This is a genomic window from Streptomyces sp. NPDC040622 (assembly GCF_055593965.1).
The window spans coordinates 183,501-195,894 of record NZ_JBVIXD010000013.1 but is presented as its reverse complement, the minus strand read 5'-3'; the positions used below and the strand labels follow the sequence as shown (position 1 = coordinate 195,894).

The following is a 12,394-nucleotide window of genomic DNA, read 5'->3' as shown; positions in this document are numbered from 1 at the left end:
AACGGCGGGTGGGCTTTTAAGGGGCGCGGGGAACTGCGCGACCAGCCACAACCAACCCGCACCCACACACGCAGCGCGCCCCGCAACGGCGGGTGGGTCTTTAGGGGCGCGGGGAACTGCGCGAACGGCGACGACGAACCCGCAGCCGCAACACGACCCCGTCCGCCGCGAAATCCGCCGCGAAGCGGTGGGGCTGGGTCACGACCCGGCCCGGCGCAGCCGGTGCCGGACCGCCCGCTGGGCCAGCGGCCCAAGGTCCTCGACCGCCGTGACGAGGACGGACAACTGGTCCAGGGCCTGGAGCGCCCGCTCCGTACCCTCCGCGTCGACCCCTTCGTACAGCTCAAGCCCCACGAAGGACGCCGCCACCGCCCGGGCAAGCCCCACCGGATCCACGAACTCCCCGAGCGGGGACGGCGCGAGCACCCGGACCAGGACCTGCTCGATCTCCTCGATCCAGAGGGCGAGCCCCGCCGCCGTCGCCGCCGCGAGCCTCGGCTGGGTCTGCGCCCCGGCGAGCAGCTGGCCGAGGACGGCGACGTGTCCCGCCTCGCGTTCCTCCTCGTGCATCGAGCGCCCGAAGGCGAGCAGTCCGGAGAGGGAATCGATCGTGGCGAGCCGCTCCCGGTAGAGGGCGACCCGCTGCTCCGTACCGTGTCGGCACGCCGCCGCCAGGAGTTCGTCGACGGAGCCGAAGTGGTAGAAGACCAGCGCCTGGTTGACCCCGGCGGCGGCCGCGATGCTGCGCGCCGACGTCTTGGCGATGCCCTGCTCCGTGAGCGTCCGCAGGGCCCCTTGGAGGAGCTTGGTCCGCGTCTCCTGACTCTTGGCCGGGTCCTTGGCCGCGCTCACGCGCGCGCCTCCTCGCGAACCGGACGGAGTCCGGGCCGCACGCCGCAGCTGCGGACGTCGTCGTACGTCGCCGCGAAGGACCCCTCGTAGCCGAAGAGCGGTCCGAAGCGGCGGTTGGTGACGCGGACCCGGATGCGGAAGCGGCCGGTCGCGTCGTCGTAGGACTCGCGCACCTCGGCGTCGCCGCCGATCAGCTCGGGGACGCGGCAGTCCACCGGGCCCTCCCGGAAGCGGTGCGTTCCGGAGCGGATCAGGAGCGAGCCGTCGGGCTCCGCCGTGAAGTGCAGGTCGCTGGCGAGGTGCTGATGCGTGCCGAGGTAGTCGAGCACGCGGTCGCCCTGGGGGCTCAGGACCATCTGGGCGTCGAAGCGGCGGGGTCCGCCGGGCAGGTCGAAGGTGCGCACGAAGGTCACCGTCTCACGGCCGTACGTGTCGGTGTACGGCACGTTCTCGATGACGAAGGGGACGTTCCTGCCCTGGCGCGGGACGAGGATGTTGCGGGTGCCGCCGAGCGCGAGGAACGGCCTCACGAAGCCCCGGCCGTGCCAGACGCGGTCCATCACGCCCCGGCCCGTGCAGGCCTCACCGCTCGCGAGGCCGACGGAGAACCGGCGCCGGAGCTGTGGGTGCAGCCGCTCGAAGTCGGCTCCCATCACGGTGCGGAAGATCGATGCGGGCTGCTTCACGAGTGCTGCTCCTTGGCCGGGGCGAGGGTGCCGAGGATGCGCGGGGAGCGGGAGCGTTGCGGTGGGGTGCGCAGGCAGCGGCGGGCGGCCGGGGTCGTGGGCAGGGGCGGGAGGACCAGCATCAGCGCCGCCGTGGCCAGGGCCAGCATGGGGACGAGGGCGACGGCGGCCACGACGCACAGGACGCGGGCGGTGGTCTCGGCGACGGCGTTCCACAGGGCGCGTTCGGGGGTGATGTCCCGCTCCAGCCAGAGCCGCAGACGGTCGAAGGACCAGGCGGTGGCCCAGCCCATCAGGGGGCGGAAGAGGACGCGGTCGGCGATCCGCCCGGGGCGGCCCCAGCGCGGGCGGTAGTCGTAGCCGGTGAGGAAGCGGATGCCGTCGCCGTCCTCGGTCGGTACGTAGCGCCAGTAGCCGCTGCCTTCTTTGAGAAGGGAGAGCGGGTGCGGGGAGGCGAAGCGCAGGGCGGAGGTCCTGGTGCCGTCGGAGCGCCGCTTCTCCCCCGCGGACACTCCGGTGCCGGCGATGGTCAGGAACGGCAGTACGCGCGTGGCGTACCGGAAGTGCTGCGGCTCCCCCTCCCGGCACGGCAGGTAGTCGATCTCGGTGAAACGCAGGTCCCAGCGTTGGTGCCGGCCGGGCTCCTGGGTGCGTGCCCAGAGGTCGTCGAGATCGGCGCGTATCCGTGCCTCGATGTACAGGCTCACGGTTAACCCCCACGTCAGCGTCTTTTTGAGCGAGTGCTCAAACAGAAGGTACTGGTGTTTGAGCACTCGCTCAAGTCGCGAGTCGAAAGGGGGCAGGAGTCCGTGAGCGGCCTCACCACAGAACCGGCAGCCTCTCGGGGACCCGCTTGATGTTGCCCGTGCGCCAGACCAGCTGATCGACGGGCACCGCGAGCCGCAGATCCGGGAGGCGTTCGAGGAGGACGGTCAGGGCCTTCTCGGCGTGCACCCGGGAGATCGCGGAGGCGGGGCAGTAGTGGCGGCCCGCCCCGAACGAGAGGTGCGTGGCGGGCGAGCGGTCGATGTCGAACCGCTCGGGATCCGGGAACTGACCGGGGTCGAAGTTCGCCCCCTCGACGCAGACGAGCACCAGCTCTCCCGCCCGCACCAGGACGTCACCCAACCGCACGTCGGCGCGGGCGATCCGGGGCAGCCCGTCGCCGATCGACAGCGTGCACCGCATCAGCTCGTCCACCGCGCGGGGCATCGCGTCGGGCCGCTCCCTCAGGCGGCGCATCGCCTGCGGGTGCTGGATCAGCGTCAGCACGGCGTGCAGCAGGAACACGTACGTACTCATGGCGCCTGCACCGAAGAGCGAGGTGACCGTGGCGGCGAGCATCTCGTCGGTCAGGTCGCCGCCGTCGCGCTCCGGATCGTCGCGCAGCTCGCACAGCCGTCTGATCAGGCCCTGCTGGTCGCCGCGGTCGGCGCACACCTGGCGCAGTACGTAGGCGTAGTCCTTGTCCCAGTTGGCCGTGCAGCCCTCGTAGGCGACGGGACTGGTGACGAAGCCGAGGTCCAGGCCGGACATGAGCCGCAGCCCGTCCTCGTACGGCAGTCCGAGCACCTTGCAGACCAGGGCGGCGGAGTACGGCTCGGCGAACCGCTGCCGCAGGTCGACGGGGGCCCCTTCCTCGACCATGGCGTCGACCAGTTCGTGCGCCCGCTCGGCCATCCACTCCGCGGACGCGGGACCGGAGCGGGGTCCGAAGGCGCGCAGCACCTCCTGGTGGAGGCCGGCGCTGTTGACGTTGCCCATGGTGTTGACGACCTCAGGGGGGATCGTCAGCGCGTACTGGCGCGGCACGCCGGGAGCCGCCGTGTCGCGCAGGCTGAAGCGTTCGTCCTCGAGGACCCGCAGGGCCAGCGCGTGGCTGGTGACCAGCCAGGCGTCGTCGCCCGTGAGGGTCCGGATCCGCGCGACAGGGCTCTCCTCGCGCAGGCGTGTGCACGCGGCGGGGACGATGTCGCCGCGCCGGGACAGCGGCCACTCGACGTCCGCGTACGGCTGGGAGGCTTCGGTGCTGGTGGATGCCATGGCGATCTGCTCTCTTCCAAGGGCCCGCAGGAGCCCTCCTGGGGTCAGTCCTGGCACGCGACGACGGCGTAGCCCTGGGTCTCGGCAGGGCGCAGCCCTGTCTGCCGCTCGCTGAACAGCAGATCGCCCAGCGAGAGGACGGTGTGGTAGCAGTGGACGGACGAGGCGACGCCCAGGATCCGGGGCGTGTCGACAAAGAACGGCAGCTCCGCGTCCACGTACGTGAGCGCCGCCTGCACCTGGGCGGGAGTGGGCGAAGCGTTCGGCCGCAGCCGCTTGACGAGGAACTGGTACGCCATGGCGTCCCGCACCGACCGCAGCTCCGTGTCGGTCCGCAGGGCCGTCCGGGTCCGCGCCAGGACCTCCTGGTAGCCGGGCTGGTCGAGGAAGGCGGACAGGGGCCGGGCCCGTACGCGCTCCGCCGTCGCGCCGAGGTCGGCGAGGGCGCCGTCGACGCGCCGCCGCACGCCGCGCAGCTGTTTGCTCACGCTCCTGCGCGCGGCGGGGCGTTCGTAGCCGAAGGCTTCGAGCATCGCCTGAAGGGCGACGTCCGCGTGCACCACGTCCACGACGGCGAAGCGCTCCGCCGCCCACACCATCGCCTCGGACAGCCGTTGGCGGCTGAAATAACTGTTGCCCGTACTCACCCCGAACAGCGCGTGATCCCCCCGTTGAAGGATCGCTTCGCTGCCGGTGCCGAACGGTATGACCCTCACGCGTCGATCCGTCAGGGTCCTCGACTGGCCGTGGGTCACCATCACTCCTCGCAGGCATACATCCGCATATGCCGCTGGCTACCCACGCAGAGTGATGAGAATGCCGTCAACGCCTCGAAGGTATGACGCTGAGTAACTGACGGCCGGGTCGCGCGCCCCCTCCATGCTCCCCGCACGCGCCACCCGCACTTGCCATCTGTCACTTGCCGGACGCGGGGCGGACGACCGGGGCGGACGACCGGGGCGCACCACCGGGACGGACCGGTGGGGCGGTCAGGTGGCGCACACACGAACACGCCGCGCCGGATTCGGCGCGGCGTGCGGTTGCCCGCCGCGCACGGCGGGCGGCGGGCCGTCGGGCAGGAACTGCCCCGGTGGTCCTACGCGGACAGGTGGCGCTCCACCGTCTCGACCTTGGAGGTGAGGCCGTCCGTCACGCCGGGGCGGATGTCCGCCTTCATGACGACGGAGACGCGCGGGGCGCGGGCCTCGACCGCGGCGACGGCGCGCTTGACGACGTCCATCACCTCGTCCCACTCGCCCTCGACGGAGGTGAACATGGCGTCGGTGCGGTTCGGCAGCCCGGACTCCCGGACCACGCGGACCGCGTCGGCGACGTAGTCACCGACGTCCTCGCCGACCCCGAGCGGGGTCACGGAGAAGGCGACGATCATGCGTTCACGACCCCTTCCTTGCGGGCGCGCGAGGCGATCACGGCGGACTCGGCCTCGTGCTTCAGCTTGCGCTCGGCGAAGAAGCCGCCGGTCGGCAGGACGGAGAGGACGAAGTACAGGGCCCCGGTCTTGAGGTCCCACTTCGTGCGGTTCCAGGCGTCGAGCCAGAACACCACGTAGAGCACGAAGAGGACGCCGTGGATCATGCCCATCGCCGGCACGGCGTTGAACTCCGTGGTCCGCTTGAGCACCGAGCAGACGAGCAGCAGCAGGAAGGAGACGGCCTCGGGGGCCGAGACCAGGCGGAGGCGGCGGAGTGCGGAAGCGGTCTTGATGTCCACGGGTCACCTTCGGTGAGTGGGGCGGCGGGCGCAGGCGGGGGCTCGGCGGCGATCTTGTGAACGGGCGCACAAGCGACCCCCATTGTGACATCGGGGTGTTCTCCGGGTTCGCTCAGGGGCCTTCACCCTGTTCTGGGTGGGTACGCGGCGGCTACCGTCGATTCGTGGCTACGTTCCGGCTCCAAGGGAGCAGAGTGCTCGCCGTCGACATGACCGGCGACGCGGTGAAGGCGAAGAACGGCTCGATGGTCGCGTACGACGGCCAGATGGCCTTCAAGAAGATGACCGGCGGCGGTGAGGGCATCCGCGGCATGGTGACCCGCCGCGTCACCGGCGAGCAGCTGACGGTGATGGAGGTGAAGGGGCACGGCACCTGCTGGTTCGCCGACCGTGCCACGGAGATCAACCTGGTGCGCCTGAGCGGCGAGAAGCTGCACGTCGAGGCGAGCAATCTGCTCTGCACCGACGCCGGCCTGCGCACCGGCACCACGTTCACGGGACTGCGCGGCGCGACGCAGGGGAACGGCCTGTTCACGACGACCGTCGAGGGCACGGGACAGGCGGCGATCGTCTCCGACGGTCCCGCGGTGGTGCTGCGCGTCTCACGGCAGTACCCGCTCACCGTCGACCCGGGGGCGTACATCGCCCACCAGGGGGACGTCCACCAGAGCTTCCAGTCCGGCGTGACCTTCCGCACCCTCATGGGCGAGGGCGGCGGCGAGGCCTTCCAGATCCGCTTCGAGGGCGACGGTCTCGTCTACGTGCAGCCCAGCGAGCGCACCACGATCGGGGGTGACGTCTGAGATGCCCTTCCGAGAGGTCAACTCGAAGATGATCGAGGCCACGGTCCAGCCGGGCGCCAAGATCTTCAGCCAGCGCGGCGCGATGCTCGCCTACAAGGGAAACGTCTCCTTCACACCCAACCTCCAGGGCGGCCAGGGCGGCCTCGCCTCCATGCTCGGGCGCCGGGTCGCGGGCGAGGCCACGCCCCTGATGACCGTCGAGGGCAGCGGCACGGTCCTGTTCGGGCACGGCGGCCACCACATCCAGGTGATCGGCCTCTCCGGAGACACCCTGTACGTGGAGGCGGACCGGCTGCTCGCCTTCGACGGCACGCTCCAGCAGGGCACGATGTTCATGGGCTCGCAGGGCGGCGTCATGGGCATGGTCCGCGGCCAGGTCAGCGGCCAGGGCCTGTTCACCACGACCCTGAAGGGCCACGGCGCGGTCGCCGTCATGGCGCACGGCGGCGTCATCGAGGTGCCGATCACCCCGCAGCGCCCGGTGCACGTCGACCCGCAGGCGTACGTCGCGCACCACGGCGAGGTGCGCAACAAGCTCTCCACGGCGCTCGGCTGGCGCGACATGGTGGGCCGCGGCTCCGGAGAGGCCTTCCAGCTGGAGCTTTCGGGCAGCGGCGCGGTGTACGTCCAGGCTTCGGAGGAGAAGCTGTGAATCCGAACGTCTCGACCCCCGCGGGGGCGCCGGCCGTCTTCGACCCGATGACGCTGCCGAGCGACGACAACGTCAACGCGTACACCTTCTGCGTGGAGCTCAAGGGAAGCCAGTGGTTCCTGCAGAAGGGCAAGATGATCGCCTACTACGGGCGAATCGACTTCAACGGCATCGGGCACGGCCGCCTGGACCGTCTGGTGCGGACGAGTTTCCATTCGCCGCTGCACGCAAGCGACTGGGTCGTGGCGGACGGCCAGGGCAAGATGCTCCTCGCCGACCGGGCCTTCGACGTGAATTCGTACGACCTCGACGAGGGCAACCTGACCATTCGCTCCGGCAACCTCCTCGCTTTTCAGCCAACTCTCGCACTGAAGCAATCGATCGTTCCGGGGTTTCTGACACTCATCGGCACGGGCAAGTTCGTCGCCGCGTCGAACGGCCCGGTGGTCTTCATGGAGCCGCCGATCCGCGTCGATCCGCAGGCGCTCGTGGGCTGGGCGGACTGCCCCTCACCGTGCCACCACTACGACCACGGATACCTCACCGGCGTGATCGGAGGCGTGCGGGCACTGACCGGCATCGGCGGATCCTCCGGCGAGGAGCACCAGTTCGAGTTCGTGGGCGCGGGGACGGTCCTGCTCCAGTCCACGGAGGCACTGATGCCCGAGCGGGCAGCGGGAGAGGTGCCGCACCAGGCGGGCGTACCCGGCGGACGGGGCACTCCGGGGCAACCGGGTCAGCAGCCCGGGGCACCGCGCCTTCCCGGACAACTGGGGGACCTCCAGCGTCGCTTCGGGCTGTGAGCGGTAGTCTGCGGAGTGTGACGGCGAACGCCTGTGCCCCTCCGCCAGCGGGGGATGCGAGGCGCGTCACATCCCACCATTCGTTCACCTTTCAACTTCTTAGGTAGAATCGATTCCATGGAGACCGAGACGGCCCCGCAGTGGCTGACCGACGAGGAACAGTGCGCTTGGCGCACCCACGTGGAGGTCAACAGGATGCTGACGTATCAGCTCGAAAAGGACCTTCAGCCGTTCAACCTGACCATGAACGACTACGACATTCTCGTGTATCTCTCCGAATCGGAAGAGCTGCGGATGCGCATGAGTGATCTTGCCGCCGCCACGCTGCAGTCCAAGAGTCGCCTGTCCCACCAGATCACCCGCATGGAGAACGCGGGCCTGGTGCGCCGCGAGAACTGCGAGTCCGACCGGCGAGGGCTCTACACCGTCCTCACCGAGGAGGGCATGGAGACCATGCAGAAGGTGGCTCCGCACCACGTCGCCTCCGTGCGGCAGCACTTCGTCGACCTCATCTCCGCCGAGGCCCTCGACGATCTGCGCAAGGCTCTGACCCCGATCGCGGAACACCTGCGCTCCCAGCGCGGCAGGCCCTAGCTCCGAACCGCCACGGCCGGCCGCGACGTCCCTCAATCCGCCGACGACTGAGGGCAGGGCAGCCGGAGCTCGAAGAGCGCACCACCCGACGGCGCCCGGCGCACCACGAGTGCGCCGCCGTGCCGCACCGCCACGTCCCGCGCGATGGCGAGGCCCAGACCGGCCCCGCCCTCGTCGCGGGTCCGCGCGTCGTCGAGCCGCACGAACCGCTCGAAGATCCGCTCCCGCTCGCCCTCCGGCACGCCGCTCCCGTCGTCGGACACCTCCAGGACGGCCCAGGTGCCGTCGCTCCGGGTGGTGACCGTGACGCGGGAGCGCGCGTGCCGCTGGGCGTTGTTCAGGAGGTTGCCGAGCACTCGCGCCAACTGGCCTCGGGAGCCCGCGACTTCGACGCTCTTCAGGTCCGCGTGCACCTCGACCCGGTCCCTGGTGCGCTGCGAGAGCTCCTCGCGCACGAAGGCCGCGAGGTCGACCCGCGCCCCGCCCGGCTTCTCCCCCGCGTCCAGGCGCGCGAGGAGCAGCAGGTCGGCGGCGAGCTCCTGGAGGCGCACGGTGTCCTCGACAGCGCCGTCCACGTCCAGCAGCTCGGGGTGGGCCGCGCCCACTTCGAGCTGGGTGCGCAGCGACGCGATGGGGCTGCGCAGCTCGTGCGACGCGTCCGCCACGAAGCGGCGCTGGCGTTCCACCGAGGTCTGCAGGGCGGTGAGCGTCTCGTTCGTGGTGCGGGCGAGACGGGCGATCTCGTCGTGCGTGGCCGGTTCGGGCACGCGGCGCGCGAGGTCCTGCGACGCGGTGATCGCGGACATCTCCGCGGTGATCGCCGCCACCGGGCGCAGGGCCCGCCGCGTCACCAGCCAGGTGACGCCCGCGACGACCGCGAGGAGCAGCGGGAAGCCGATCAGCATGGACGTCAACGCCGTGGAGACCGCGCTCTGTTCACTGGAGAGCGAGCCGCCCGCGTAGACGGTGAGGTCGCCCTTGGTCTCCGTGCTCACCTCGACGGCGGCGAAGCGGAAGTCGGCGCTCTCGCCGTCGACGGTGGCGGTGCCGTCGCTGTACTCGCTCTCGTCGTCGACGTCCCCGAGTTCGCCGTCGCCCTCCGCCTTCTCCCGGGCCCGCTCCCGGGCGTCCTCGGCATCCTCGGCGGTGTCCTCGCCGGTGTCTCCGGCCCGCGGAGCGGGCTTGACGTCGCCGGTGCCCGTCCCGCTGATCTTCTCCAGGTCCTCGCTGGCCGCGACCACCCTGCCCTTGCCGTCGACGACCTGGACGGGCTCCTCCTCGTCGTCCGGCAGGTCGAGATCGACGTAGGGCCGGTCTGCCGCGAGCTGCGAGGCGACCTTGCGGGCCGTGGAGTCGGCCCGCGCGTCCGCCTGGTCGGTGAGGTTGGCGCGCAGCGCGAGCAGCACGGCGGCGCCGGCGGCGACCAGTGCGAGCGCGACGACCAGGCTCGCGCCGAGCGTGGCCCTGGCCCGCACCGAGCCGAACAGCTTCCTCATCGCGGGGCCTCCAGTCGGTAACCGGCGCCGCGCACGGTCTTGATGAGGGCGGCGCCGAGCTTGCGCCGCAGCGTGCTCACGTACACCTCGACGATGTTGGGGTCGCCCTCGTACGCGAAGTCCCAGACGTGTTCCAGGATCTCGCCCTTGGAGACGACCTCGCCGGTGCGCAGGACCAGCTGCTCCAGGACCGCGAACTCCTTCGCGGTGAGGGTGACTTCGTCCTCGTCGCGGAAGACCCGGCGCGCGGCCGTGTCGATCTTCAGGTCGCCCAGGGTGTGGATCGGGGACGGTCCCCCGGAGCCGCGGCGGCGCAGCAGCGCCTTCACACGGGCGACCAGCACCACGTACGAGAAGGGCTTGGTGAGGTAGTCGTCGGCGCCCGTGTCGAGCCCCTCCGCCTCGTCGTACTCGCCGTCCTTGGCGGTGAGCATCAGGATCGGCACGTCGTGGCCGGCGGCACGCAGCGTGGAGCAGACGCGGTAGCCGTTCATGCCGGGCAGCATGATGTCGAGGACGACCAGGTCGTACGTGCCCTCGCTCGCCCGGTGCAGTCCGTCGACGCCGTCGTGGACGACGTCGACGGCGTAGCCCTCGGCGGTCAGGCCCTTGGCGAGCGAGAGGGCCAGCCTTTTTTCGTCCTCAACGATCAACAGGCGCATGTGTTCAGGGTGGCAGAGCGAAGCTGAAGAGTTCTTCAGGACGCTTCAGCGTGCGTTCAGGATCGTTCGGCCAGATTGGTCCTCGTCGAAAGCGAACGGCCAAGCGCCGAACGACTCGGGAGGAACCCTCATGAAGCGCAACATCGTCATCGCCACCGTCGCCGCACTGACCCTCGTCGGTGGCGGCACCGCCACCGCCCTCGCGGTCACCGGCGACGACGGGCCGACCGGCGCCGACAAGTCGAGCGTCCAGCTCAAGGACGGCAACGGCAACGCCAACGGCAACGACCGGGACGACGACCGCGACGACGCCGCGGAGAACACCGCCGAGGCGAAGGCCGCGAAGGTGACGGCCGCCGAGGCCATCAAGGCCGCGCTGGCGGACACCAAGGGCACCGCCGTCTCCGCGGACCTCGACGACGAGGACGGCGGGCTGGTCTGGGAGGTCGACGTCCTGGACGGCAAGACCTGGCACAACGTCGAGGTCGACCCCGGCACGGGCAAGATCCTCGGCTCGTGGGTCGACAAGGACGACGACGGCGACGACGCGGCCGACGCCGCCCGGGTGAACTCCGCCCTCAAGGGCGCGTCCACCAGCGCCGAGGACGCCGCGAAGGCCGGTGCCGCCAAGGGGAACGTGACCTCCGTGGACCTGGACGACGACGGCGGGGCGACCGCCTGGAGCGTGGAGACGACGGGCGCCAAGGGCGCCGAGTCCGAGTGGAACGTCGACCTCCAGAGCGGCAAGGTCACCGCGGACCGGCACGACGACGACCGTGACGACCACGGGGACCACCGCGACAGCGACGACGGTGCCGACCACGACGGCCAGGACCACGACGACGACGGCCAGGACGACTGACCGGAGTACGTTTTCCGCCACGGAGGCGGCGTCATCGGCGCCGCCTCCGGGCCGTCCCGCGGGCCGCGGGGTCACCGAGAGTGATCACCGCCGGAAGCCCGGCCCGGACCCGGGTCCGGGCCGCACCCGTGCGCCGGGCCGGTTGCCGGGGCCCGTGCGTCGGTCCGTGTGCCGGGCCACGGGCATCAGCCCTCCGTCAGGCCCTCGACCAGTTCGTCGGCGGCCGTGTAGGGGTCGAGCTCGCCCGCCACGATGCGCTCCGCCAGTGCGGAGAGCCGGCGGTCGCCGTGCAGGGACTCGATGCGCTCCCGCAGGGCGGTGACCGCGATGGTCTCCACCTCGCGCGCGGCCCGGGCGGCCCGCCGCTCCTGGAGGACCCCCCGCTCCTCCATCCACGCCCGGTGCTTCTCCAGCGCCTCGACGACCTCGTCGGTGCCCTCGCCGCGCGCCGCGACCGTCTTCACGATCGGCGGGCGCCAGTCGCCGGGGCCGCGGGACTCACCGAGGCCCAGCATGTGGTTCAGCTCCCGCGCGGTCGCGTCGGCGCCGTCGCGGTCCGCCTTGTTGACGACGTACACGTCGCCGATCTCCAGGATTCCGGCCTTCGCCGCCTGGATCCCGTCGCCCATGCCGGGCGCGAGGAGCACCACCGAGGTGTCCGCCTGCGAGGCGATCTCCACCTCGGACTGCCCGACGCCGACGGTCTCGACGAGGATCACGTCGCAGCCCGCCGCGTCGAGCACGCGGATGGCCTGCGGCGCCGCCCACGCGAGCCCGCCGAGGTGCCCGCGCGTGGCCATGGAACGGATGTAGACGCCGGGGTCGGACGCGTGGTCCGACATCCGCACCCGGTCGCCGAGGAGCGCGCCGCCCGAGAACGGCGACGACGGGTCCACGGCGAGGACACCGACGCGCTTCCCGGTCCGCCGGTAGGCGCTGACGAGCGCGGACGTCGATGTCGACTTGCCGACACCGGGCGATCCGGTGAGGCCGACCACGTAGGCGTGGCCGGCCAGCGGCGCCAGCGCCGCCATCACTTCACGCAGCTGCGGTGACGCCCCCTCGACCAGTGAGATCAGCCGGGCCACGGCCCGCGGCCTGCCCTCGCGGGCCTGCGCCACCAGGGAGGGGACGTCCTGCATCACAGCTCCGATCGAGTCGTACGGGACATGCGCACGAGGGTGTACGCACGCTCACCGCGTACGGGACA

15 protein-coding genes are annotated in these 12,394 nt (G+C 71.3%); 5 read left to right on the top strand and 10 right to left on the bottom strand.

Features of this window, described 5'->3' with window-relative positions:
• Positions 1-198 precede the first annotated feature (198 nt).
• From ACZ592_RS33740 to ACZ592_RS33710, 7 genes are all read right to left on the bottom strand, one after another.
• The gene (locus ACZ592_RS33740; RefSeq protein ID WP_471585496.1) at positions 199-852 is read right to left on the bottom strand and encodes a TetR/AcrR family transcriptional regulator; all 654 of its coding nucleotides are present in this window, start codon (positions 850-852) and stop codon (positions 199-201) included.
• Entirely contained in the window at positions 849-1,505 is a 657-nt protein-coding gene (locus tag ACZ592_RS33735; RefSeq protein ID WP_471585531.1) for a DUF4166 domain-containing protein, read from the bottom strand. The genes ACZ592_RS33740 and ACZ592_RS33735 overlap by 4 nt, the downstream gene beginning before the upstream one ends.
• Before the next feature lie 29 nt (positions 1,506-1,534).
• Positions 1,535-2,245, bottom strand: a complete 711-nt coding sequence (locus tag ACZ592_RS33730; protein WP_471585495.1) for a hypothetical protein — start codon at positions 2,243-2,245, stop codon at positions 1,535-1,537.
• 112 nt (positions 2,246-2,357) lie between these two features.
• The gene (locus ACZ592_RS33725; protein WP_471585494.1) at positions 2,358-3,581 is read right to left on the bottom strand and encodes a cytochrome P450; all 1,224 of its coding nucleotides are present in this window, start codon (positions 3,579-3,581) and stop codon (positions 2,358-2,360) included.
• A 44-nt stretch (positions 3,582-3,625) separates the two neighbouring features.
• Positions 3,626-4,297 carry a tRNA-dependent cyclodipeptide synthase gene (locus ACZ592_RS33720; protein ID WP_471585493.1) on the bottom strand — a complete coding sequence of 224 codons (672 nt, stop codon included), beginning with the start codon at positions 4,295-4,297 and terminating at the stop codon, positions 3,626-3,628.
• Between the two features lie 380 nt (positions 4,298-4,677).
• A complete protein-coding gene (locus ACZ592_RS33715) occupies positions 4,678-4,971 on the bottom strand; it encodes an MTH1187 family thiamine-binding protein (protein ID WP_471585492.1) in 294 nt (97 codons plus the stop codon).
• Positions 4,968-5,312 (bottom strand): DUF3817 domain-containing protein, encoded by a 345-nt coding sequence (locus ACZ592_RS33710; protein WP_471585491.1) that lies wholly within the window; start codon positions 5,310-5,312, stop codon positions 4,968-4,970. Before ACZ592_RS33710 ends, ACZ592_RS33715 begins: the two co-directional genes overlap by 4 nt.
• Before the next feature lie 164 nt (positions 5,313-5,476).
• Between ACZ592_RS33710 and ACZ592_RS33705 the strand changes: the two genes are divergently transcribed.
• The 4 genes from ACZ592_RS33705 (at position 5,477) to ACZ592_RS33690 (ending at position 8,164) form a co-directional block, all read left to right on the top strand.
• The gene (locus ACZ592_RS33705; protein WP_471585490.1) at positions 5,477-6,115 is read left to right on the top strand and encodes an AIM24 family protein; all 639 of its coding nucleotides are present in this window, start codon (positions 5,477-5,479) and stop codon (positions 6,113-6,115) included.
• Between the two features lies 1 nt (position 6,116).
• A complete protein-coding gene (locus ACZ592_RS33700; protein WP_471585489.1) occupies positions 6,117-6,767 on the top strand; it encodes an AIM24 family protein in 651 nt (216 codons plus the stop codon).
• Positions 6,768-6,814: 47 nt separating this feature from the next.
• The gene (locus ACZ592_RS33695) at positions 6,815-7,570 is read left to right on the top strand and encodes an AIM24 family protein (protein ID WP_471585530.1); all 756 of its coding nucleotides are present in this window, start codon (positions 6,815-6,817) and stop codon (positions 7,568-7,570) included.
• Between the two features lie 117 nt (positions 7,571-7,687).
• A complete protein-coding gene (locus ACZ592_RS33690) occupies positions 7,688-8,164 on the top strand; it encodes a MarR family winged helix-turn-helix transcriptional regulator (RefSeq protein ID WP_471585488.1) in 477 nt (158 codons plus the stop codon).
• Between the two features lie 32 nt (positions 8,165-8,196).
• On the opposite strand, the gene ACZ592_RS33685 is transcribed toward ACZ592_RS33690, so the two are convergent.
• Together ACZ592_RS33685 and ACZ592_RS33680 are read right to left on the bottom strand one after the other, a co-directional pair.
• Positions 8,197-9,660: a sensor histidine kinase gene (locus ACZ592_RS33685; RefSeq protein WP_471585487.1), complete on the bottom strand. Its 1,464-nt coding sequence runs from the start codon at positions 9,658-9,660 to the stop codon at positions 8,197-8,199.
• Positions 9,657-10,322: a response regulator transcription factor gene (locus ACZ592_RS33680; protein ID WP_471585486.1), complete on the bottom strand. Its 666-nt coding sequence runs from the start codon at positions 10,320-10,322 to the stop codon at positions 9,657-9,659. The genes ACZ592_RS33685 and ACZ592_RS33680 overlap by 4 nt, the downstream gene beginning before the upstream one ends.
• Positions 10,323-10,452: 130 nt before the next feature.
• On the opposite strand from ACZ592_RS33680, the gene ACZ592_RS33675 reads away from it, so the two are divergent.
• Positions 10,453-11,184: a PepSY domain-containing protein gene (locus ACZ592_RS33675; protein ID WP_471585485.1), complete on the top strand. Its 732-nt coding sequence runs from the start codon at positions 10,453-10,455 to the stop codon at positions 11,182-11,184.
• Positions 11,185-11,369: 185 nt separating this feature from the next.
• Here the strand turns inward: ACZ592_RS33675 and meaB are convergent, their stop codons facing one another.
• Positions 11,370-12,326, bottom strand: a complete 957-nt coding sequence (meaB, locus tag ACZ592_RS33670; RefSeq protein ID WP_471585484.1) for a methylmalonyl Co-A mutase-associated GTPase MeaB — start codon at positions 12,324-12,326, stop codon at positions 11,370-11,372.
• Between the last annotated feature and the right edge of the window lie 68 nt (positions 12,327-12,394).